Origin of the sequence: Burkholderia anthinoferrum, from assembly GCF_002925705.1 — a bacterium.
GTDB lineage: Bacteria > Pseudomonadota > Gammaproteobacteria > Burkholderiales > Burkholderiaceae > Burkholderia > Burkholderia semiarida.
The window spans coordinates 720917-744354 of sequence record NZ_LFZP01000052.1 but is presented as its reverse complement, the minus strand read 5'-3'; the positions used below and the strand labels follow the sequence as shown (position 1 = coordinate 744354).

Genomic DNA, 23438 nt, shown 5'->3' with positions numbered 1-23438 from the left:
CATGGCAGGTTGTTTCAGTGCGTAACATTAAGTCATTGTCATATTGAGATAAACCCTAGGGATGGTATGCTTCGTGCACAAAAATTCCCACATTGGAGTGAGACCGCGATTTGTGCGCCATTGCCGGGAATCGCGGCACCGTGAAAGTGCGGTGTCGCCCGGTATGCACAACGCCGGATAACCATAATGTGCAACCTGGCCGCCCCGCGACGCGATGTGTCGCGACGGCGCCGCCAATCGCAGCCCCGGCCTGGCTGCGTGGAGAGATCGACTATGTTCTTCGATGAGCTTAACGATGAAGAGTGGTTTCGCCTTTCAGCGCTGATCGCCGATGAACCCATCCGGCTGAATCGTCGTGGGCGTCCGCGCGCCGAACCGCGCGTCGTCGCCAACGCGGTGCTCTGGATCCTGACGACCGGGGAAGCCTGGTCAAAGCTGCCGGGCCGCTATCCGTCCGGGCCGACGTGCCGCCGCCGTTACGAGGAGTGGCTGGCGAACGGCACGCTGCTGAAGATGATCGACGTGCTGACGCAGTTCAGCGGGCGCACGTTCGCGTATATTCCGCCGCCGCCGGAGGCAGTCGTGCCGGCTCGCCGCGCGGAGCCCGTGCCCGATAACGACCGTCTGCGCGGCGTGTTCTGGCAGAACCCCGAGTCGTGGCAATTGCCGGTTGCGCAGGCAAACGTTTGGCAGGGCGAAGGGGCGTCGTCGTTGAGCACGATGCGCGACGACCAGGTGGACGGCCGCGCTCGCGTGTCGTTCACGGTGCCCGGTGCGCCGGCCGCGGAGTTGCGCCATGCGCGGGCGTCGTCGGCGAGTTTCGCCGCGGCCGAGCCGCAGGTCGATGAATATCGCGGCTATACGATCAGCGGCATCGCGCAGCCCGTGCAGAACCTGATGTATCGCGCGTGGGCCGAGATCTCGCAGGACGACCGGCGCGTCGAGCGCTCGGGCCTGATCGGCCCGCGCTTCACCGATGCCGAGGCGGCCGAGCAGTACGCGCTCGACTGGGCGCGCCAGTGGATCGATCGACACGGCGCGAGCGACGCACCGGCGCGCGAGCCGCAAGGCGAAGTGCTGGCCGGTTTGTCGGCGCTGGCGCGCGCGGAATCGGACATCAAGCGCTTCATCGCCGAGCGTCGCGCGGGTGCGTTGTCGGAAAGCCGCAACGATCCCGTGCAGTCGGAGCGTCACGAATACGCGTACCGCGTGGGCTGATCGCCGCTGCCGTGCGGCGCGCGGGCCGTCGTGTGCCACGACGCCCGCGCGGAAGTCCGGTGTCTCCATGTGTGCCTTGCCCGGGCGCCGCTGTTACAGCGGCGCCCTGTGGTGCATGACGCGTTACCGTCTGCCGTAGGTATCGTCGAAGCGGACGATGTCGTCCTCGCCGAGATACGCACCCGACTGCACTTCGATCAGTTCGAGCGGCATCTTGCCCGGGTTCTCCAGGCGATGCGATACGCCGAGCGGAATGTACGTCGATTCGTTCTCGGACAGCAGGAACGTTTCTTCGCCGCGCGTGATGCGCGCGGTGCCGCGCACGACGATCCAGTGTTCGGCGCGGTGGTGGTGCATCTGCAGCGACAGTTGCGCGCCCGGCTTCACGACGATGCGTTTCACCTGGAAGCGCTCGCCGGTGTCGACCGAGTCGTAGTGGCCCCACGGACGATGCACCTTGCGGTGATCGGTCGCTTCGGAGCCCTGTCGCGCCTTGATGTGCCCGACGATCTTCTTCACGTCCTGCACGCGCGACTTGTCCGCGACGAGCACGGCGTCGGGCGTTTCGACGACGACCAGGTTCTGCGTGCCGACGCAGGCGACGAGCCGGCTTTCCGAATGCGCGAACGTCGATTCGGCGCCTTCGAACAGCACGTGGCCGCGGCCGACGTTGCCGGTGTCGTCCTTCGGCGAGATCTGCCAGATCGCGTCCCACGAGCCGACGTCCGACCAGCCCGCGTCGAGCGGCACGACGACGCTTTCGCACAGTTGCGGCAGGCTCGCGAGCGGCTCCATCACCGCGTAGTCGATCGAGTTCGACGGCGACGCGGCGAATGCGTCGCGATCGACGCGGAAGAAATCGCCGTCTTCCTTGCCCTGGGCGACGGCCTGTTCGCAGGCCGCGTAGATCGCGGGCTCGAGCTGCCGGATCGCCTTCAGCCAGACCGACGCGCGCACGATGAAGATCCCGCTGTTCCACCAGTATTCGCCGGACGCGACGTACTGCTGCGCGAGTTCGAGGTGCGGCTTCTCAACGAAGCGGTCGAGGCGGCGCACGTCGAGGGCGCCCGTGCCGGCGTCGCCGAGCGGCGCGCCGACGCGGATGTAGCCGTAGCCGGTTTCCGCGTGCTTGGGCACGATGCCCATCGTCGCGATCTTGCCTTGCGCCGCGCAGTGCACGCCGGCCGCGACGGCCGCGTGAAAGCGCGGCACGTCCGCGACCGCATGGTCGGCCGGCATCACGGTCATCACCGCGTCGTTGCCGTTCGCGACGAGCCGCAGCGCGGCGAGCGTCAGCGCGGGCGCGGTGTCGCGGCCGAGCGGCTCGAGCATGATCGTCGCGCGCTTGGCCGTGAGGCGCAGCTGTTCGGCGGTCGTGAAGCGGTGATCCTCGCCGCACACGATCAGCACGTCGTCGTTCAGCGGGTGATCGGCGCTCAGGCCGTCGAGGCGCAGTGCGGTGGACTGCAGCAGCGAATGATCGCCGAGCAGGCCGATCAGCTGTTTCGGAAAGCGCTCCCGCGACATCGGCCACAGGCGCGTGCCGGAGCCGCCGGCGAGAATCACGGGCTGCACGGCGAGGCGCGTGCCGACGGCGGGCGTACCGGCTGCGGGCGTGCCGACGGCGGGTGCGGCGGAAGAAGAATGGCGCGTTTCGGCGGCCACTGCCGGAGCATTCATGATGACACTCTCCATGGTTGAAGTCGGTGCCTGTCGTTGTAGCATGAAGTAAATCGACAATAAAACCGGACCCAATGCCGGATATCCGCCGCGCATGCGGTCGGGAGAATTTTCCGCGGTAGCACCGGCAGGAAATAAAAAAATAAAAAATAATTCCGGGTGCCGGCCCGGCATGCCCGTCTGCAAAGGGCGAGCGGGAAGCGCAATGCATCTGAAAAAATCCCCGTTTCACACCGATTCGGGAAAACCTGCCGATTTAATTAAAAAAGATCGCGGCAAGAATTTCCGATTATTTTTCGAAATACTTGTGCGCTTGAGGCGGAATTTTCTTGTCGCTTCAATAGCGTCATGCAACGTTTGAATCGAAGGTGCGGCACGGGTCGCACGAGGAGCAGTTCGGCAAACGCCTGTTCAAAGAGGAAGCGGACATGTTGAGCGTGCTGGCGAGAGTCATCGATATCGCGATGGTCGTGACGGGGGCGCTGATCGCGGCGGCGCTGCACGACGGCAGCATCGGGCTCAGCGACCTGCAACGTACGACGGTGCTGTTCGATTGCCTGCTCGTCGTCGTGTTCTTTCCGGCCGTCGGCATCTACCAGTCGTGGCGCGGCAAGCGTCTCGTCGGGCTGGTGGTCCGCGTGGCGTTCGCGTGGCTCGCGGTCGAGCTCGCGGGCATCCTGTTGAGTTTCAGCTTTCACCAGTCGGGCGACCTGTCGCGGCTGTGGCTCGGTTACTGGGCGCTCGTGACGATGGCGCTGCTCGCCGGCTCGAAAGCCTGCGTGCACGTCGTGCTGCGGCAGTTGCGCCGCGGCGGCTACAACCTGAAGGCGGTCGCGATCGTCGGCGGCACGCCCGCGGCGCGACGGCTGATCGCGCAGATGCGGGCGCGACCGGAAGCCGGCTTCAACCCGGTGTGCGTGTACGACGAAAGCGAGGCGCCGGGCGAAGTCGCGCTCGACGACGTGCGCATCGAGCGGCAGTTCGACTCGCTGGTGTGGCTCGTGCGCAGCCGCGCGATCAGCGAGCTGTGGCTCACGCTGCCGATCACGGAGGAGCGCCGGATTCACCATATCGTGACGGTGTTCCGCCACGACTTCGTGAACATCCGCTTCATTCCGGACGTGCGCACGCTGTCGTTCTTCAACCAGGAAGTGGTCGAGGTGCTCGGCGTGCCGGCGATCAACCTCGCGGCGTCGCCGATCACCGACGTGCGGATCCTGCCGAAGTTCGTGTTCGACCGGCTGTTCGCGCTGGCGGCGCTCACGGCGCTCGCGCCGGTGATGGTGCTGATCGCGGCGCTGATCAAGCTGACCTCGCGCGGGCCGGTGTTCTTTCGGCAGAAGCGCAAGGGCATCGACGGGCACGAGTTCGAGATCTACAAGTTTCGCTCGATGAAGGTGCACCAGGAAGTGGCCGGGCAGGTCACGCAGGCGACCAAGAACGACGCGCGCGTGACGCCGGTCGGCCGGTTCCTGCGGCGCACGAGCCTCGACGAGCTGCCGCAGTTCATCAACGTGCTGAAGGGCGAGATGTCGGTGGTGGGCCCGCGCCCGCATGCGCTCGCGCACGACGACATCTACAAGGATCTGGTCAAGGGCTACATGTTCCGCTACCGGATCAAGCCCGGCATCACCGGATGGGCGCAGATCAACGGCTATCGCGGCGAGACCGACCAGATCGAGAAGATGATGGGGCGCGTGAAGCTCGACCTGTACTACATGCAGAACTGGTCGTTCTGGCTCGACATCAAGATCGTCGTGCTGACGCTGTGGAAAGGCTTCACCGGCAGCAACGCGTACTGACGCCGACGCGCCGCGTCACGCAGGCATTCCGGTTTTCCGAATTTCGAATCATTGGTCAAGGGGTCCGACACATCATGAATCTGACTATCATCGGCAGCGGTTACGTAGGGCTTGTCACCGGCGCCTGTCTCGCCGACATCGGGCACGACGTGTTCTGTCTCGACGTCGACCAGGCAAAGATCGACATCCTGAACGACGGCGGCGTGCCGATTCACGAGCCGGGCCTGAAGGAAGTCATCGCGCGCAACCGCTCGGCCGGCCGCCTGCGCTTCTCGACCGACGTCGAGGCCGCGGTCGCGCACGGCGACGTGCAGTTCATCGCGGTCGGCACGCCGCCGGACGAGGACGGCTCGGCCGACCTGCAGTACGTGCTTGCGGCGGCGCGCAACATCGGCCGCTACATGACCGGCTTCAAGGTGATCGTCGACAAGTCGACGGTGCCGGTCGGCACGGCCGAGCGCGTGCGCGCGGCGGTCGCCGAGGAGCTCGCGAAGCGCGGCGGCGACCAGATGTTCTCGGTCGTGTCGAATCCGGAATTCCTGAAGGAAGGCGCGGCCGTCGACGATTTCACGCGGCCGGACCGCATCGTGATCGGCTGCGACGACGACGTGCCGGGCGAGCGCGCCCGCGAACTGATGAAGAAGCTCTACGCGCCGTTCAACCGCAATCACGAGCGCACGCTGTACATGGACGTGCGCTCGGCCGAGTTCACGAAATACGCGGCGAACGCGATGCTCGCGACGCGTATCTCGTTCATGAACGAGCTCGCGAATCTCGCCGACCGCTTCGGCGCCGACATCGAGGCCGTGCGCCGCGGGATCGGCTCCGATCCGCGCATCGGCTACCACTTCCTGTACGCCGGCTGCGGCTACGGCGGCTCGTGCTTCCCGAAGGACGTCGAGGCGCTGATCCGCACGGCCGACGAGCACGGCCAGTCGCTGCAGATCCTGAAGGCCGTGTCGTCGGTCAACGCGACGCAAAAGCGCGTGCTGGCCGACAAGATCGTCGCGCGCTTCGGCGAGGACCTGAGCGGCCGCACGTTCGCGCTGTGGGGCCTCGCGTTCAAGCCGAACACCGACGACATGCGCGAGGCGCCGAGCCGCGAGCTGATCGCCGAGCTGCTGTCGCGCGGCGCGCGCGTCGCCGCGTACGACCCGGTCGCGCAGCAGGAAGCGCGCCGCGTGCTCGCGCTCGATCTCGCCGATCACCCGAGCTGGCTCGAGCGCCTGTCCTTCGTCGACGACGAGGCGCAGGCCGCGCGCGACGCCGACGCGCTCGTGATCGTCACCGAATGGAAGGCGTTCAAGAGCCCCGACTTCGTCGCGCTCGGCCGCCTGTGGAAGGCGCCCGTGATTTTCGACGGCCGCAACCTGTACGAGCCGGAGACGATGAGCGAGCAGGGTATCGAGTACCACCCGATCGGCCGGCCGGGCTCGCGCCAGGCGGTCGCCGCGCGCGTGCCGGGCGCCGCGCGCGCCAGCGCGTAACCCGTTTTCCGTCACTCGTTACGAGACGCCATGTTCCGGAACATCCTGATCGTCTGTCACGCGAACGTCTGCCGCAGCCCGGCGGCGGAAATGCTGTTCAAGTCGCACGCCGCGTCGCGCGGCGGCCCGCGTCCGACGTTCCATTCGGCCGGCGTGCACGCGAACGACGGCGACGGCATCGATCCGGTGATGCGGCAACTGCTCGCCGAGCGGGGCGTCGATGCGACGACCCACCGCTCGCGGCGGCTGTCGCGCCGGATCGTGCGCGACGCCGACCTGATTCTCGTCAGCGAGCGCGGACAGATCGCGGCCGTCGAATCGGTCGATCCGTTCGCACGCGGCAAGGTTCACCTGCTCGGCAAGTGGGAAGGGGCCGAGATCGCGGACCCGCACGGCGGCCCCGAGGCCGACTACCGCGAGAGCTACTCACTGATCGAACGTCTGGTTCAAGGATGGCTACAGAAACTATGCTGAAACGCCCGATGCGCCCGGTGGCGCTTGCCGTCGCGCTGACGACTTTCCTGTCAGCCTGTGCAACCGCGCCCGGCAACTACCTCGACTCGTCGAACCTGAAGGACGACGGCCGGCAGGAAGCGGCCGAAACCTATCCGGTTCATTACATCGACGCCAAAGTGGTGATGGATCAGCTGCAGAAAGCGCAGGTCGATCATCCGCTGCCGCCCGGGCGCTATACCGATCCGTCGCAGTACACGTATCGCGTCGGCCCGCAGGACATCCTCGGCGTCACCGTGTGGGACCACCCGGAGCTGACGACGCCGCAGGGCCAGTCGTTCTCGAGCGGCGGCAACACGACGCAATCGGTCGCGGGCGCGCTGCAGCAGCCGTATACGACCGCGCTGCCGGGTCAGGCCGATCCGTACGGCCAGACGGTGGCCGCCGACGGCACGATCTTCTTCCCGTTCGTCGGCCGGATTCGCGTGGCCGGCAAGACGGTCGCGCAGATCCGCGACGAGATGGCGTCGAGCCTCGCGCGCTACGTGAAGAATCCGCAGCTCGACGTGCGCGTGCTGTCGTTCCGCAGCCAGAAGGTGCAGGTGACGGGCGAGGTGAAGCAGCCGGGCCCGCTCGCGGTGAGCGACGTGCCGCTCACGCTCGTCGACGCGATCTCGCGCTCGGGCGGCTCGACCGCCGAGGCCGACCTGCAGCGCGTGCGCCTGACGCGCGACGGCAAGCTGTACACGCTCGACGCGAACGGCGTGCTCGATCGCGGCGAGGTGAAGCAGAACGTGATGCTGCAGCCGGGCGACATCGTCAACGTGCCGGACCGCAGCGACAGCCGCGTGTTCATCATGGGCGAGGTCAAGACGCCGGTCACGGTGCCGATGCTCAAGGGCAAGCTGACGATCGCCGATGCGCTGACCGCGGGCGGCGGGATTCTCGACACCGACGCGAACCCGCGCAAGATCTACGTGATGCGCGGGATGCGCGACAACCCGACGAAGCCCGAAGTGTACCGCCTCGACATGACGCAGCCCGATGCGCTGATGCTGTCGAGCCGCTTCCCGCTTCAGCCGCTCGACGTCGTCTACGTCAGCACGGCCGGTTCGGTGCAGTTCAACCGCGTGCTGCAGCAGGTGCTGCCGACGATCCAGACGATCTTCTACATGCGGCAAATCACGCGCTGATAGCCCGCCGGGGCGGCGTCCGCCCCCCCGGCACCACTCAAGCGGGAACGAATGGTGAACACGCAAGCGAAACACTCCTACGCGGACCTGACCGCGAAGACCGAGGAAGAGGACGTCGTCCTCGGCCAGTTGCTCCAGGTCATCCTGGACGACATCTGGCTGCTGCTCGGCATCGCCGTGATGGTCGTCGCGCTCGCCGGCCTCTACTGCTTCGTCGCGAAGCCGGTCTACCAGGCGGACGTGCACGTGCGGGTCGAGGGCAACGACAACACGTCGCAGGCGCTCACGCAGACGCAGACGGGCGCGTCGATCAACAGCGGGCCGCAGCAGGCGCCGACCGATGCGGAAATCGAGATCATCAAGAGCCGCGGCGTCGTCGCGCCGGTGGTCGAGCAGTTCAAGCTGAACTTCTCGATCGCGCCGAAGACGCTGCCGGTGATCGGCAGCCTCGCCGCGCGCGTCGCGACGCCCGGCGAGCCGTCGCGGCCGTGGCTCGGCCTGAAATCGTACGCGTGGGGCGGCGAAGTCGCCGACGTCGATTCGATCAGCGTCGTGCCGGCGCTCGAAGGCAAGAAGCTCACGCTGACGGCCGGCCCGAACGGCACCTATTCGCTCGTCGACGAGAACGGCACGCGGCTGCTGGCCGGCCGCGTCGGCGAATCGGCGCAGGGCGGCGGCGTGACGCTGCTCGTGAGCAAGCTCGTCGCGCGCCCCGGCACGCAGTTCACGGTGGTGCGCTACAACGATCTCGACGCGATCAGCGGGTTCCAGGCCGGCATCCAGGTAAGCGAGCAGGGCAAGCAGACGGGCGTCGTGCAGATCTCGCTCGAAGGCAAGGACCCGGACCAGACCGCCGCGATCGCGAACGCGCTCGCGCAGTCGTACCTGAACCAGCACGTGATCGCGAAGCAGGCGGAAGCGACCAAGATGCTCGACTTCCTGAAGGGCGAGGAGCCGCGCCTGAAGGCCGACCTCGAACGCGCCGAAGCCGCGCTCACGCAATACCAGCGCACGTCGGGCTCGATCAACGCGAGCGACGAGGCGAAGGTCTACCTCCAGGGCAGCGTGCAGTACGAACAGCAGATCGCCGCGCAGCGCCTGCAGCTCGCGTCGCTCGCGCAGCGCTTCACCGATTCGCATCCGATGGTGATCGCCGCGAAGCAGCAGCTCGCGGAGCTGCAGGGTGAGAAGGACAAGTTCAGCAACCGCTTCCGCAGCCTGCCGGCGACCGAAGTGAAGGCCGTCCAGCTCCAGCGCGACGCGAAGGTCGCCGAGGACATCTACGTGCTGCTGCTGAACCGCGTGCAGGAGCTGTCGGTGCAGAAGGCCGGCACGGGCGGCAACATCCACCTCATCGATTCGGCGCTGCGTCCGGGCGCGCCGGTCAAGCCGAAGAAGGTGCTGATCCTGTCGGCCGCCGTGTTCCTCGGGCTGATCCTCGGCACGGGCGTCGTGTTCCTGCGCCGCAACCTGTTCCAGGGCATCGAGGATCCGGACCGCATCGAGCGCACCTTCAACCTGCCGCTGTACGGGCTGGTGCCGCAAAGCGCCGAGCAGGTGAAGCTCGACGCGGCGGCGGAGAAGGGCGGCAGCCGCGCGCGGCCGATCCTCGCGAGCCTGCGTCCGAAGGACCTGAGCGTCGAAAGCATGCGCAGCCTGCGCACCGCGATGCAGTTCGCGATGATGGACGCGAAGAATCGCGTGATCGTGCTGACCGGCCCGACGCCGGGCATCGGCAAGAGCTTCCTGACGGTCAACCTCGCGGTGCTGCTCGCGCATTCGGGCAAGCGCGTGCTGCTGATCGACGCCGACATGCGCCGCGGGATGCTCGACCGCTACTTCGGCCTCACCGTGCAGCCGGGCCTGTCCGAGCTGCTGAGCGATCAGTCGCCGCTCGAGGAAGCGGTCCGCGAGACGCCGGTGCAGGGCCTGTCGTTCATCGCGGCTGGCACGCGCCCGCCGAACCCGTCGGAGCTGCTGATGTCGACACGCCTGCCGCAATACCTCGAAGGGCTCGGCAAGCGCTACGACGTCGTGCTGATCGATTCGCCGCCGGTGCTGGCGGTGACCGACGCGACCATCATCGGCCGCATGGCCGGCTCGACGTTCCTCGTGCTGCGCTCGGGCATGCATACCGAAGGCGAGATCGCCGATGCGATCAAGCGCCTGCGCACCGCGGGCGTCGATCTGGAAGGCGGGATCTTCAATGGCGTGCCGCCGAAGGCGCGCGGCTACGGCCGCGGCTATGCGGCCGTGCACGAATACCTGAGCGCTTGACCGCATTGCACGACACCGGGCCGGCGCGCGCCGCATCGGCCCGGCCGAATGGAGAACCCTCGATGAAAATTTCCGTGCTCGTTCCGACCTACCGGCGTCCCGCCGACCTCGCGCGCTGCCTGCTGGCGCTGCAGCGGCAGCAGCGGCTGCCCGACGAGGTGATCGTCGTCGCGCGCCCGGAGGACGACGCCACGCACGAACGGCTCGCCGACCCGGCGGTCGGCGGCGCGCTGCCGCTGCGCATCGTGCCGGTCGACGTGGCCGGGCAGGTCGCCGCGCTGAACAAGGGGCTCGACTCGGCGGGCGGCGACATCGTCGCGATCACCGACGACGATGCGGCGCCGCACCCCGACTGGCTCGCGCGCATCGAAGCCGCGTTCCTGTCCAACCCGCGCGTGGGCGCGGTCGGCGGGCGCGACTGGGTGCACGAGAAGGGCCGCGTGCTCGACGAATCGCGCGAGCGGGTCGGCCAGCTCACGCTGTCGGGCAAGATCGTCGGCAATCATCACCTCGGCGTCGGCGGCGCGCGTGAAGTCGACATGCTGAAAGGCGCGAACATGAGCTACCGCCGCGCGGCGATCGAACGGCTGCGCTTCGATACGCGGCTGCGCGGCGCCGGCGCGCAGGTGCACAACGACATGGCGTTCAGCATGGCCGTGCAGCGCGCGGGCTGGACGCTGCTGTACGACCCGGCGATCGCCGTCGATCATTTCCCGGCCGAGCGCTTCGACGACGACCGGCGCGATGCGGCGTCGCTGAACGCGATCGGCAACGGCGCGTACAACCTGCAGCTGACGCTGCGCGAGCATCTGCCCCCGCTGCGGCGCGAGATCGCGTGGTGGTGGTGGACGCTGGTCGGCACGCGCGTCTATCCCGGCTTCGCGCACGTGCTGCTGTCGCTGCCGAGCCCGCGGCGCGCCCGCGTGCTCGCGCACTGGCGCGCGGTGCGCCGCGGCGCGCGCGATGCACGCCGCACGAACCTCGCCCCCCACCGTGCGGCGATGCCGCCGGTGACGTCTTGAACGGCCTGCGCGCCTCGCGCGCGGCCATGCCCGGAGGGCTCGCATGACCACCAAGGCTGCAACGAACGTTCACGTCCATTTGTTCTACGGCGCCGATCCGCGTACCTACCGGAAAGGCGACGGCATCGGCTGCCTGTACGGCTATCACCACGCCGAATCCGACGAATTCCGGCTGACCTATTCGCAGGACGTGCGCGAGAACCGCGTCGTGAGCCTCGCGCGCCGCGCGCTGAAGGCGGCGCTCGGCTTCGACGTCGTGCATGCGTGGCGCAACCGCGCGGCGCTGCGCACCGCCGACGTGATCTGGACGCACACCGAGCAGGAGCATCTGGCCGCCGCGCTGATCCTGAAGCTCGCCGGCGCGCAGGGCAAGCGCCCGCTGCTGCTCGCGCAGAGCGTGTGGCTGTTCGACAAGTGGGACGGCTTCGGCGGCCCGCGCCGCTGGCTGTACCGCAAGCTGCTCGCGCGCGCCGATGTGCTGACCACGCTCGCCCGCGACAACGCCGAGCTGTGCCGCCGCACCCTCGGGCGCGAAGCCGAGTTCGTCTATTACGGGCTGAACACGCAGGATTTCCCGCCGGTCGAGCCGCGGCAATGGCAGCCGAACCGGCCGCTGCGGATCGCCGCGATCGGCAACGACCGCGACCGCGACTGGCGCACGTTTCTCGCCGCGTTCGGCGGCGACGAACGCTACGACGTGCGGCTCGCGACGCGCCGCCGCGTGCCGCGCGAGTGGCATGCGCCGAACGTGAAGATCGGCTCGGCATCGGGGCTCGCGAAGCAGCACGAGCTGTACGCGTGGGCCGACGTGATCGTCGTGCCGCTGCGGCCGAATTTCCACGCGTCGGGTATCACCGTGATGCTCGAGGCGGCGGCCGTCGGCAAGCCGATGATCGTGTCCGACGTGGGCGGCCTGAGCGACTACTTCCCGCACGATACTGCCGCCTACGTGCCGGCGTTCGACGCGCAGGCGATGCGCCAGGCCGCCGACCGCTTCGTCGCCGATCCGGCGGCGGCGCTCGACTGCGCACGGGCGGCCGCCGCGTGCCTGCGCGAACGCAACCTGACCACGCAGGCGTTCGCCGAGCAGCACGTGCGGATCACGCGCGACATGCTGCGCCGGCGCCGCACGCCCGCGGCGGCGGACGTCGCGATGCCGCTCGCGGATTCGAGCGCGTCGTCGCGGTGAGCGCGGATCGATGAGTACGATTGCCGCCGAACGCGCGCCGTCGCGCGCCCGCAGCTGGTTCGCCGAGCCGAAGCACTGGGCCGGGCAGGCCGGACTGTGGGCGTTCACCGCCGCGCTGATCGCCGTCCACCAGGGCAAGGTGCTGACGCTCGCGTTCCCGGTGCTGGCCATCGCGGTCGGCATCTGGCTGTATTTCAAGAGCCCGGCGCGCTATGTCGGCTTCATGTGGTGGGTGTGGTTCCTGAGCCCGGAAGTGCGGCGCCTGGCCGACTGGTCGAAGGGCGCGTTCACGCCGACGAGCCTGATCCAGGTCGCGCCGCTCGCGGTGACGATGATCGCCGGCCTGGGGCTCGTCAGGCATTACCGCGTGCTCGCGCAGCGGCGCGGGATTCCCGTGCTGCTGATGCTGTTCGGGCTCGTGTACGCGTACCTGGTCGGGATCGTGTCGAGCGGCGTGATGGCCGCGACCTACGACCTCGCGAACTGGCTGTACCCGATCCTGATCGGCTTTCACATCATGGTGAACGCGCGCAACTATCCGGAGTATCGCGACGTGCTGCTGTCCACTTTCATGTGGGGCATGCTCGTGATGGGCGTGTACGGCGTCGTGCAGTACTTCGTGATGCCGCAGTGGGACGTGCTGTGGATGGTCGGCTCGCAGATGGGCTCGCAGGGCGAGCCGGTGCCGTACGGCGTGCGCGTGTTCAGCACAATGAATTCGTCGGGCCCGTTCGCGTTCGCGATGATGGGCGCGCTCGTGTTCGTGCTGGTCGCGCCGCAGAAGATCCGCTGGTTCGCGGGCGCGGCCGGCTTCGTGTCGTTCGCGCTGTGTCTCGTGCGTTCGACCTGGGGCGGCTGGGTGATCGCGCTCGCGATCCAGCTCGTGCAATCGAGCAACCGCGTGCGGATGCGGATCCTGATCAGCGGCGTCGTGCTGGTCGGGCTGTGCGTGCCGCTGCTGACCGTCGGGCCGGTGGCCGACCGGCTCGGCCAGCGCCTGCAGTCGATCACGAACCTGAAGGACGACCGCAGCTACGACGACCGCAACAAGTTCTACGCGACCTTCGCGCAGACCGCGTTCACCGACGTCGCCGGCGAGGGGATGGGCGCGACCGGCGCGTCGACGAAGCTGTCGAGCGACAGCGGCGAGCTCGGCAAGTACGGCAGCTTCGACAGCGGCGTGATGAACGTGCCGTTCGTGCTCGGCTGGCCCGGCACGCTGCTGTATCTCGCCGGCGTCGTGATGCTGTTCGGCCGCACGCTGCGCGCGGCGTTCAAGCTGCGCAAGGACAAGTTCGTCGGCGCGTGCCTGAGCCTGTGCCTGTCGACCTTCGCGATGCTCGTGTTCACGAACTCGCTGATCGGCACCGGCGGCCTGCTGATGTTCACAGCCATTTTTTCGATACTTGCCGCGGCGCACTGGCAGAAGGCGCAACGTCTGCTGGCCGCCGCGCGTTCACGGGGAGGCGACCATTGAGAATCGCGATCGTCACGCACGTCGTGCGACATAACGACGGGCAGGGCCGCGTCAATTACGAAATCGCGCGCGCGGCGCTGGCCGAAAACTACGAGGTCACGCTGGTCGCGTCGCATGTCGCGCCCGAGCTGCTGGCCGATCCGCGCGTGCGCTGGGTGCCGGTGAAGGTCGGCGGCTTCTGGCCGTCGAATCTCGTCAAGCAGCAGGTGTTCGCGCTGAAAAGCGCGGCCTGGCTGCGCGCGCACCGCGGCGAATACGACGTGCTGCACGTGAACGGCTTCATCTCGTGGATCAAGGCCGACGTGAATACCGCGCACTTCGTGCACGGCGGCTGGTTCAAGAGTCCGTACTATCCGTTCGGGCCCACCAAGGGGCTGTGGTCGGCTTACCAGTACGTGTACACGCGCGTGAACACCGTGCTCGAGCGCTGGGCGTACAAGCGCTCGCGCGCGATCACCGCGGTATCGCAGAAGGTGGCCGACGAGATCGCCGGGCTCGGCATCGACAGTCGCAAGATCAGCGTGATCTACAACGGCGTCGACGGCAGCGCGTTCGCGGGCGCGCAGGCCGACCGTGCGGCGTTCAAGCTGCCGGACGACGCGTTCCTGCTGCTGTTCGTCGGCGATCTGCGCACGCCGCGCAAGAACCTCGGCACCGTGCTGAAAGCGCTGACGAAGCTGCCCGCGAACGTGCATCTGGCGGTGGCCGGCTACCTGCCCGGCAGCCCGTATCCGGAAGAAGCGCGCGCGCTCGGCCTCGATTCGCGCGTGCATTTCCTCGGGCTCGTGAAGAACATGCCGACGCTGATGCGCTCGGTCGACGCGTATGTCTTTCCGTCGCGCTACGAAGCGATGAGCCTGTCGCTGCTGGAGGCGATGGCGGCCGGGCTGCCGGTCGTCACCGCGCGCACGGCGGGCGGCGCGGAAATCATCACGCGCGAGTGCGGGATCGTGCTGGAGGACCCGGACGATCCTGCCGCGCTCGCGCAGGCGATCGGCTCGCTCGCGGCGTCGCGCGACACCTGTCGCGCGATGGGCGACGCGGCCCGCGAACTGATGACCCGTTTCGGCTGGGCGCACATGGGCGCCCAGTACGTCGCGCTTTACCGGCGCATCGGCCAACCCACGCAGCCGTCCGCGTTCGAGCGGGTCGAGCATGCAATCACGCAGGAGCAACCGTGATGTCCCAATCCTCCCGGCCGATCAAATCGTTGCAGATCGGCATGCACTGGTTCCCCGAACGCGCGGGCGGCCTCGACCGGATGTACTACTCGCTCGTCGGCGCGCTGCCCGGCGCGGGCGTCGAGGTGCGCGGGCTCGTCGCCGGCTCGCCGAAGGTCGCCGACGACACGGGCGGGGCGATCCAGGGCTTCGGGCCCGCGTCGCAGCCGCTCGCGCGCCGGATGCTCGCCGCGCGGCGCGCGCTGCGCGACGAGATCCGCACCGAGCGGCCCGACGTGATTTCGTCGCACTTCGCGCTGTACACGTTCCCTGGGCTCGACGTGACGCGCGGGATTCCGCAGGTGTCGCACTTCCAGGGGCCGTGGGCCGACGAAAGCCAGGTCGAGGGCGCCGCGTCGCTCGGGCAGCGCGCGAAACGCTATCTCGAACAGGCCGTCTATACGCGCTCGTCGCGGCTGATCGTGCTGTCGCAGGCGTTCGGCCAGATCCTGACGAACCGCTACGGAATCGATCCGTCGCGCGTGCGCGTGATTCCCGGCTGCGTCGATACCGCGCAGTTCGACACGCCGCTCACGCCCGCCGAGGCGCGGCACAAGCTGCAACTGCCGCAGGACCGGCCGATCGTGCTGGCCGTGCGCCGGCTCGTGCGGCGCATGGGGCTGGAGGACCTGATCGACGCGATCGGCCTCGTCAAGCGCCGTCACCCGGATGTGCTGCTGCTGATCGCCGGCAAGGGCAAGATCGGCGAGGAACTGCAGCAGCGTATCGACGAAGCCGGGCTGCAGGACAACGTGAAGCTGCTCGGCTTCGTGCCCGACCACCATCTCGCGGCGCTGTACCGCGCGGCGACGGTCAGCGTCGTGCCGACGGTCGCGCTGGAAGGCTTCGGGCTGATCACCGTCGAATCGCTCGCGTCCGGCACGCCGGTGCTGGTCACGCCGGTCGGCGGGCTGCCGGAGGCGGTCGCCGGGTTGTCGAACGATCTCGTGCTGCCGTCGACGGGCGCGGACGCGATCGCGGAAGGGCTCGGCGGCGCGCTGTCGGGCGCGATCGCGCTGCCCGACGAGGCCGCATGCAAGCGCTACGCGCGCGAGCATTTCGACAACGCGGTGATCGCGCGGCGCGTCGCCGGCGTGTACGAAGAGGCGATCCAGGCGGCAGGCTGAACGCCCGCGGCGCGCGCCGCGGGCGCCGCACCGAAGCGGGTCCGAAGCGGGACCGAAGCGGTCCGAAAACCCCACCGGCGCGCGTGCGTGGCCGGTTCGCGTGCCGGCCGTCCGGCAAAGGCGGGCCGGCTTTTCCCGTCCGATCCGCATGGCCGGCGCGCATCACGCGCGCCGGAGCGTCGCGGCCCATACGCCGAGCGCGGCCACGCTCACCCCCGCCCCGAGCACGCACACGCCTGTCCATCCGGCGCGCGCATACATCATCGTCGCCGCGATCGCGCCGAGCCCGCTGCCGGCCGAATAGAACAGCATGTAGCAGCCGACGAGACGCGCATGCGCGTCGGGCCGCGCACCGAGAATCATGCTCTGGTTGACGACGTGCACGGCTTGCCCGCCCACGTCGAGCAGCACGATGCCGACGACCAGCAGCGCAATCGACGTATTGCCGAACGCGAGCGGCAGCCACGCGCACGCGAGCAGCGCGAGTGCGGCGCCTGTCGTCGCTTCGCCGCGCCCGCGATCCGCGAGCCGGCCCGCGCGGGCGGCGGCCGCCGCGCCGAGTGCGCCGACGAGGCCGAACGCGCCGATCTGCGTGTGCGACATCGCGTGCGGCGGCGCGCTGAGCGGCAGCACGAGCGCGGTCCAGAAGATGCTGAACGCCGCGAACATCAGCAGCGCGATCGCGCCGCGCACGCGCAGCACGCGTTCGTCGCACAGCAGCGACCCCATCGAGCGCAGCAGCGCCGCGTAACCGATGCGTTCGCGCGGCGCGTGCATGTCGGGCAGCAGCCGCGACAGCACGACGAGCATCGCGATCGCGAGCGCGCCCGACACGAGATAGACGGCCCGCCATCCCGCGACGTCGGTGACGACGCCCGCCAGCGAGCGCGCGGCCAGCAGCCCGACCACGACGCCGCCTTGCGCGGCCCCCACGACGCGCCCGCGTTCGCCTGCGCCGGCGAGCGCGGCCGAGCACGCGATCAGCCCTTGCGTCATCGCGGTGCCGAGCAGCCCGACCGCGACCATCCCGGCCAGCAACGCGACGCGCGTCGACGCGGCGGCCACGCCGACGCAGGCCGCGGTCAGCAGCAGAAGCTGCACGGCGATCAGGCGCTTGCGGTTCACCAGGTCGCCGAGCGGCACGACGAACAGCAGGGCGAGCGCGCAGCCGAGCTGCGTCGCGGTGATGACGCCGCCGACGGCGGCCTGCGACACGCCGAAGTCCCGCGCGATCGAGTCGAGCAGCGGCTGCGCGTAGTAGACGTTCGCGACGCTCGCCGCGCAGCACGCGGCCAGCAGCGCGACGCGCGCCGGCGACAGGCGGCCACCCTCGGCAGAATGGATCGCATCGATGGGCGTGCGAGCGGCAACGGTGCCGGAATGACAGGACGATCCCATGGTTCCCTTGTGCAATGTAGTTGCAATTTAAAACTGGTTTGGAGTGTAGGGAAACAGGTTTTAAAATGCAACCTGTTGAGTGGCGGGCCAGAGGCCCGTGCACGGATGGCCGGCATGCCCGCGAAGGCGGCCGGCATGCTTGCGGAGAGGAACATGGCCAGACAGAAAAGTCTTGCGGATTCGCCGTGCCCGGTGGCGCGCGCGACCGATATCGTCGGCGATCGCTGGGCGTTGCTGATCGTGCGCGACGCGTTCGACGGCGTGCGCCGCTTCGGCGATTTCCGCGCGAGCCTCGGCGTCGCGAGCAACATTCTGTCCGACCGGCTGAAGATGCTGGTGGACGCCGGTGTGTTCGACGTCGTGCCGGCGTCCGACGGCACCGCGTATCAGGAGTACGTGCTGACCAAAAAGGGCGAGGGGTTGTTTCCGGTCATCGTGATGCTGCGGCAGTGGGGCGAGGCGAACCTGTTCGCGCGCGGCGAGCCGCATTCGGTGCTGGTCGATCGCAGTACCGGGCGCGCGATCCGCAAGCTCGCGCTTCGGCACGACGACGGCCGGCCTTTGAAGGCGGCCGATACGGCCGTCAGGAAGATCGGCGACGAAGCCGGCGCGGCACGGCGGTAAGCGTCATGGGCGATGGTTGCGCCGCCGGATGGTCGTCGATCGTAGGCAGCGACGGACATGCGATGTTTCGGCGGGACGTGAAGCGTCGGTACGGCTGCGGGTGTTGTTGCCTGCTATGTGCGTCGATATGGATTCAGCGAGGCCGATGCGTTCAATGCCGTTCACCGCGCCAGCGTCCCGGCGCGATGCCGAAGCGCTTCGTGAACGCATGCGTGAACGTGCTTTGATCCGCGAAGCCGACGCTGCCCGCGATGTCGACGAGCGAATGCCGGCCGTCGGCGAGCAGCACGACCGCTGCGTCGAGCCGCAGCCGCTGCAGATAGCGATGCGGCGTTTCGCCGAATGCGTCGACGAACAGTTGATGAAACCGGCGCATCCCGTAGCCGCAGTGCGCGGCGAGATCGGCGATGCGCAGCGGTTCGGCGAGGTGGGCGCGCAGCCAGCGGTCGATGCGCGCGAAATCGAGGCCCGACGCAGGCGCGGCGATGCCGGCATCGTCGAGCAGCGCGTCGCACAGGCGCGCGGCGGCCTGCCACTGGAAACGGTGCGCGGCCGCCTGCCGTGCGTCGCCGTCCGGCGCATCGTACTGCGCGGCGGCCGCCGCGACCTGCGCGACGAGCGACGTGAGCGCCGGGTCGATCGACACGGCACGTGCATGGTCGAACAACCGCTGCGGCACCGCGAGCGACGCGAGGGGAAGGTTGAGCACCAGCTGGCGATTCTCGCCCAGGCCCGCGTAATCGTGGCGCGCACCGGCCGGAACCAGCCACGCGCCGTGCCGGTCGAGACGCTGGCTGACGCCGTCCACCGCCATCACCATCGCACCGTCGATGCCGAGCACGATCTGGTGAAAGTCGTGCACATCCGACGCTTCGAGCGTGTCGTAGCGTTGCAGCGCGACGGTGGGGGACGGAAGGTGCGCCATGGGGCAGCGCGTCAGCCGGCGGCTCGCGTGCCGTGTCAGACGTCGAGCAGTTCGACTTCGAACACGAGCGTCGCGTTCGGCGGAATCACGCCGCCCGCGCCGCGCGGGCCGTAGCCGAGTTGCGGCGGGATCGTCAGGCGACGCACGCCGCCGACCTTCATGCCCTGCACGCCTTCGTCCCAGCCCTTGATGACCATGCCGCCGCCGAGCACGAACGCGAACGGGTCGTTGCGATCCTTGCTCGAATCGAATTTCTGACCGTCGGTCAGCCAGCCCGTGTAGTGGACGCTTACCGTCTTGCCGGCTTGCGCTTCCGCGCCGGTGCCTTCGGTCAGGTCCTCGTACTTGAGGCCCGATTCGGTCGTGATGACGGACATGATTTCTCCTGAAAGAGGTTGCGTGAAACCGCTATTGTAGGCGAGCGGGCAGTGGGCCGGCGCGCACGGATTTCGCGCCGCCGCACGCGTGCCGGCAAGCGTGGCGGGGCGCCGAGCGCACCACCGCCCGAAACGCAATTGGAACGCGCGTTTGAATTTTTCGCGAGCCGCTCGGGCCAAGGTTGCACCATGGGGGTGCGCGGCGCGTATGAATCGATGTGACCGGCACGCGTCGCCGCCCGCTGCGCGACGGGTGCCCGATGCGGTGCAAGGCCCGCCGCACGGGGCTCGCGGGCCGACGTGGGGGCGCGGCGCCGCGCCCGGGACCGCGTTCGTCAGTGCACCTCAGCGTTCGAATCGCAACCCGTCCGGGCGTCGTCCGAGCGCCATTTTTTCCGCCTTGCGGACCGCGCGCTGTTTGGAAGCGCGCATCTACCGTGCAGCTTGCGTGTGCCGGCGCGCGCGGCCTATCTTTACATCTGTCGATGTCATGATTTTGGCGGTGCGCGATGCGCCGCCCGGGCTTGCGCCGGCCGCGTCGTACGATGCGCCGGCCGCTCCGCAACAGGAGAACGATGAACATGAAGTCAGCCGCTTGCGCCACCGCAGCCGGGATCATGCCGGTGCGCCGCGACCTGCGCTTCGACCTGCCGGTCGAGCGCGCGAAGGACTGGCATGGCCTCGGATCGCACGTGACCCATTTCTTCAACGCGCTGTCGCTGCTGTTTCCGGCCGGCGAGCGCTTCTTCATGGATGCGGTGCGCAACTATCGCGACCGGATCGACGATCCCGTGCTGAAGCAGCAGGTGCTCGGCTTCATCGGCCAGGAGGCGATGCATACGCGCGAGCACGTCGAATACAACGAGCTGATGCAGGCGAACCGGCTGCCCGCGCGCAAGCTCGACCAGCGCGTGTGGAAGGTGCTCGGCTACATGAAGCGCAAGCTGCCGCATTCGGTGCAGCTCGCGCACACGGTCGCGGCCGAGCATTACACGGCGATGCTCGCCGACTGGCTGCTGCGCGACCCGACGCGCCTCGACGGTTCGGTCGAAGGCTACCGGCAGATGTGGATCTGGCATGCGCTGGAGGAAACCGAGCACAAGGCCGTGTCGTTCGACGTGTGGAATGCCGTGACGGAGCCGGGGCTGCGCCGCTACCTGATCCGCATCGGCGTGTATCTGCTGACGACGCTGACGTTCTGGCCGACCGTGTTTCTGATCCATGTAACGCTGTTGTGGCGCGATCGCGGCGCCGGGCATCACGCGCGCGGCATGCTGCGCACGATCGCGTTCCTGTACGGGCCGCGCCGCGGGCTGTTCCCGCGCATCGCGGGCGAATGGCTGAGCTTTTTCCGGCCGGGCTTCCACCCGTGGGATCACGACAATCGCCACCATCTCGCGCGGGTCGACGTACTGGCCGCCCGCTACGGCCAACACGGCGGCACGCCGGCCGGCCGCGGCCGCGGCCGCGCGAACGCGCCGGCACCGCTCGCATCGGGCCGCTGACCCGGCCCCGCCGCGCGGCGGGGCGCTGAGCATGTTGCGTTCGTGCATCAACCGGCTTCTTTCGGCGATTGACGAAAATCAACCGGAATCGATCTCCCGGGCGCCCGCATGCCCGGCCGACCGGTTGCGCGCACCGGCGCCGGCGCGCCGGCCTTGCATGCGCCGCGTCGCGCGGAATCGCCGCGCGCCAGCACCGGCGCGGCTTTGCGCGTGCAGGGCCGGGCCTTTCCGGTCGCGCGCGGTGCCTGCCACAGGGATAACACCCATCTAGCCGCAGGCCGGCCGCATCGATATACCGTTCATGACAACGTCCACCTCACGCGCGATTCATGCGCAGGGGGATTTTATTCGGACGGAAATACGGCCAATATGTCGGTTCGATCGTGTCCGTCGGATGCGACGGCGAGCCGGCGCGCGATACCAACGCCAAGCGGGGAATAACGATGGTTGCAAGGTCACCCGACGCAAACGGGCAGGCGGCGCCCGAGATGACGGACGTGTCCGTCACCGCTCCCGAGGCCGGACGCAAGCTGTTCGTGATCATGCGCACGCCCGACGAGCCGTTGCTCGCGCAACTGCGCGGGCTCGGCTGGGAGATCTCGGTCGCGAAGACGGCCGGCGCCGCGCAGAACATGACCTCCGGCGTGAGCGTGGCTGCCGGGCTGGTCGATTTCACCGGGTTCACGTCGCGCGACTATCCCGCGCTGAAGATGTGCCTGAGCCAGCCGGCGATCGGCTGGATTTCCATCGCGCAGGCCGGCATCACGATCGGCCCCGCCGTGCGCGAGCTGATCCGCAGCTATTGTTTCGACTACGTGACGCTACCGCTGCCGTACGAATGGATTTCGCACGTGCTCGGCCATGCACGCGGGATGGCCGCGCTCGATCGTGTCGACGGCGCGGCCTATGCGGCGTCGATCGGCGAACACGGGATGATCGGCAACTGCGAGGCGATGCAGCAGTTGTTCAGCACGATCCGCAAGGTCGCGAAGACGGACGCGAGCGTATTCATCTCGGGCGAGTCGGGCACCGGCAAGGAATTGACGGCGCTCGCGATTCACGAGCGCTCCAGCCGCGGCAAGGGGCCGTTCGTCGCGATCAATTGCGGCGCGATTCCGCATCACCTGCTGCAGTCGGAGCTGTTCGGCTACGAGCGCGGTGCGTTCACCGGCGCGAACCAGCGGCGCGCGGGCCGGATCGAATCGGCGAACGGCGGCACGCTGTTCCTCGACGAAATCGGCGACATGCCGGTCGAAAGCCAGGCGAGCCTGCTGCGCTTCCTGCAGGAGGGCAAGATCGAGCGGCTCGGCGGACAGGAATCGATCCCCGTCGACGTGCGGATCATCTCGGCCACGCACGTCGATCTCGACGGCGCGGTCGAGGCCGGGCGCTTCCGCGCGGATCTCTATCACCGGCTGTGCGTGCTGCGCATCCACGAGCCGCCGCTGCGCGCCCGCGGCAAGGACATCGACATCCTCGCGCACTACGTGCTGCAGAAATTCAAGGCCGACAGCGGCCGCAAGATCAGCGGTTTCACGTCGGCCGCGCTCGACGCGATGCGGCGCTACGAGTGGCCCGGCAACGTGCGCGAGCTGATCAATCGCGTGCGGCGCGCGATCGTGATGGCCGAGAGCCGGCTGCTGACGCCGCACGATCTCGGGCTCGACACGCCCGGCGAAACCGAACCGGTGACGCTCGAACAGGCGCGGGCGCTGGCCGAACGCACCGCGATCGAGAACGCGCTGCTGCGCAACGACCACCGGATCAACAAGGCCGCCGCCGAGCTCGGCATTTCACGCGTGACGCTCTACCGGATGATGATCGAACACGGGTTGAACGATCACGACGGCAACGGCGGCAATGGCGACAGCGGCGGGCACGACGGCGCGCCATCGGGCGACGCGGGGCATCAGCGGGTCGGCTGAGCGGCATGCGCGATGCCTGCGATGCGTGCGGACCGGCTTAGCGATAGGTCCACAGCCGGTGCAGCGCGAACGTGACGGGCGGCACGCACAGCACGACCGCGACGATGCTCCATGCGTGGGCGAGGCCGAGCGCGCCGGTGCCGTGCGCCAGCAGCATCGTCACGGCGAGGCCGGCCGTCGCGACCACGAGAAAGCGCGCGAAGTTGCCCCACGTCACCGGCGACGCAAAACTCCACAGCGTGTTGGCGAGATACGAGAACGCGGTCGAGCAGACGAACGCGGTCGCGTTCGCGATGACGGGCGTCGCGTCGAACAGCGCGAACATCGCGGCCGCGATCAGCGCATGCAGCGCGGTCGAGCCCAGGCCCGACACGCCGAAGCGGATCAGTCTCGTGCGCTCGGCGGCGTGAAAGGTTCGGATCATCGTGGGCGCTCGTTTGCGTGAAGTCGCTGGAGGTCGCGTGAGCTCGCGTGAAGCGGTGTCGCAGTATAGCCATGCGATTGGCCGCTGCGTCCAGCGGCGACGTCCGGTGCGTCTA

The 23438-nt window shown here is 68.5% G+C and carries 19 protein-coding genes; 14 read left to right on the top strand and 5 right to left on the bottom strand.

Annotation, left to right across the window (positions count from 1 at the left end; translation table 11 throughout):
- Positions 1-273 precede the first annotated feature (273 nt).
- Positions 274-1218: a transposase gene (locus tag C5F75_RS26050; RefSeq protein WP_059583044.1), complete on the top strand. Its 945-nt coding sequence runs from the start codon at positions 274-276 to the stop codon at positions 1216-1218.
- Between the two features lie 123 nt (positions 1219-1341).
- Here the strand turns inward: C5F75_RS26050 and C5F75_RS26045 are convergent, their stop codons facing one another.
- Positions 1342-2898: a mannose-1-phosphate guanylyltransferase/mannose-6-phosphate isomerase gene (locus C5F75_RS26045; RefSeq protein ID WP_059583041.1), complete on the bottom strand. Its 1557-nt coding sequence runs from the start codon at positions 2896-2898 to the stop codon at positions 1342-1344.
- 428 nt (positions 2899-3326) lie between these two features.
- Here C5F75_RS26045 and C5F75_RS26035 point away from each other — a divergent pair, with 428 nt between their 5' ends.
- The 10 genes from C5F75_RS26035 to C5F75_RS25990 all read left to right on the top strand — a co-directional run bounded on the left by C5F75_RS26035 (position 3327) and on the right by C5F75_RS25990 (position 16145).
- Positions 3327-4700 (top strand): undecaprenyl-phosphate glucose phosphotransferase, encoded by a 1374-nt coding sequence (locus tag C5F75_RS26035; RefSeq protein ID WP_060311804.1) that lies wholly within the window; start codon positions 3327-3329, stop codon positions 4698-4700.
- A 74-nt stretch (positions 4701-4774) separates the two neighbouring features.
- A complete protein-coding gene (locus tag C5F75_RS26030; RefSeq protein ID WP_059639103.1) occupies positions 4775-6187 on the top strand; it encodes a UDP-glucose dehydrogenase family protein in 1413 nt (470 codons plus the stop codon).
- 30 nt (positions 6188-6217) lie between these two features.
- A complete protein-coding gene (locus tag C5F75_RS26025; RefSeq protein WP_059583036.1) occupies positions 6218-6661 on the top strand; it encodes a low molecular weight protein-tyrosine-phosphatase in 444 nt (147 codons plus the stop codon).
- On the top strand, positions 6655-7833 hold the full coding sequence (locus tag C5F75_RS26020; protein ID WP_059583033.1) for a polysaccharide biosynthesis/export family protein: 1179 nt from the start codon (positions 6655-6657) through the stop codon (positions 7831-7833). Before C5F75_RS26025 ends, C5F75_RS26020 begins: the two co-directional genes overlap by 7 nt.
- A 51-nt stretch (positions 7834-7884) precedes the next feature.
- Positions 7885-10110, top strand: a complete 2226-nt coding sequence (locus tag C5F75_RS26015; RefSeq protein WP_059583031.1) for a polysaccharide biosynthesis tyrosine autokinase — start codon at positions 7885-7887, stop codon at positions 10108-10110.
- A 62-nt stretch (positions 10111-10172) separates the two neighbouring features.
- Positions 10173-11132 carry a glycosyltransferase family 2 protein gene (locus C5F75_RS26010; RefSeq protein ID WP_059583028.1) on the top strand — a complete coding sequence of 320 codons (960 nt, stop codon included), beginning with the start codon at positions 10173-10175 and terminating at the stop codon, positions 11130-11132.
- Between the two features lie 43 nt (positions 11133-11175).
- Complete coding sequence (locus C5F75_RS26005) at positions 11176-12321, top strand: glycosyltransferase family 4 protein (RefSeq protein WP_059583025.1); 1146 nt, start codon at positions 11176-11178, stop codon at positions 12319-12321.
- Positions 12322-12331: 10 nt separating this feature from the next.
- Positions 12332-13798, top strand: a complete 1467-nt coding sequence (locus C5F75_RS26000; protein WP_059583023.1) for an O-antigen ligase family protein — start codon at positions 12332-12334, stop codon at positions 13796-13798.
- Positions 13795-14979 carry a glycosyltransferase family 4 protein gene (locus C5F75_RS25995; RefSeq protein ID WP_059583018.1) on the top strand — a complete coding sequence of 395 codons (1185 nt, stop codon included), beginning with the start codon at positions 13795-13797 and terminating at the stop codon, positions 14977-14979. Before C5F75_RS26000 ends, C5F75_RS25995 begins: the two co-directional genes overlap by 4 nt.
- Positions 14979-16145: a glycosyltransferase family 4 protein gene (locus C5F75_RS25990; RefSeq protein ID WP_059583017.1), complete on the top strand. Its 1167-nt coding sequence runs from the start codon at positions 14979-14981 to the stop codon at positions 16143-16145. Before C5F75_RS25995 ends, C5F75_RS25990 begins: the two co-directional genes overlap by 1 nt.
- Positions 16146-16307: 162 nt before the next feature.
- On the opposite strand, the gene C5F75_RS25985 is transcribed toward C5F75_RS25990, so the two are convergent.
- Positions 16308-17543, bottom strand: a complete 1236-nt coding sequence (locus tag C5F75_RS25985) for an MFS transporter (protein ID WP_059583014.1) — start codon at positions 17541-17543, stop codon at positions 16308-16310.
- A gap of 153 nt (positions 17544-17696) precedes the next feature.
- Between C5F75_RS25985 and C5F75_RS25980 the strand changes: the two genes are divergently transcribed.
- Positions 17697-18167, top strand: a complete 471-nt coding sequence (locus C5F75_RS25980) for a winged helix-turn-helix transcriptional regulator (protein ID WP_181035465.1) — start codon at positions 17697-17699, stop codon at positions 18165-18167.
- A 151-nt stretch (positions 18168-18318) separates the two neighbouring features.
- Here the strand turns inward: C5F75_RS25980 and C5F75_RS25975 are convergent, their stop codons facing one another.
- On the bottom strand, positions 18319-19092 hold the full coding sequence (locus tag C5F75_RS25975) for an AraC family transcriptional regulator (protein ID WP_059583011.1): 774 nt from the start codon (positions 19090-19092) through the stop codon (positions 18319-18321).
- A 35-nt stretch (positions 19093-19127) separates the two neighbouring features.
- Positions 19128-19469 carry an FKBP-type peptidyl-prolyl cis-trans isomerase gene (locus C5F75_RS25970; protein ID WP_006479474.1) on the bottom strand — a complete coding sequence of 114 codons (342 nt, stop codon included), beginning with the start codon at positions 19467-19469 and terminating at the stop codon, positions 19128-19130.
- 581 nt (positions 19470-20050) lie between these two features.
- Between C5F75_RS25970 and C5F75_RS25965 the strand changes: the two genes are divergently transcribed.
- Positions 20051-20974 (top strand): metal-dependent hydrolase, encoded by a 924-nt coding sequence (locus tag C5F75_RS25965; protein WP_059583163.1) that lies wholly within the window; start codon positions 20051-20053, stop codon positions 20972-20974.
- 443 nt (positions 20975-21417) lie between these two features.
- Complete coding sequence (locus C5F75_RS25960) at positions 21418-22899, top strand: sigma-54 dependent transcriptional regulator (protein ID WP_059583008.1); 1482 nt, start codon at positions 21418-21420, stop codon at positions 22897-22899.
- A 37-nt stretch (positions 22900-22936) separates the two neighbouring features.
- On the opposite strand, the gene C5F75_RS25955 is transcribed toward C5F75_RS25960, so the two are convergent.
- Positions 22937-23323, bottom strand: coding sequence for a GtrA family protein (locus C5F75_RS25955; protein WP_059583005.1), 387 nt, complete (start codon positions 23321-23323; stop codon positions 22937-22939).
- Positions 23324-23438 lie beyond the last annotated feature (115 nt).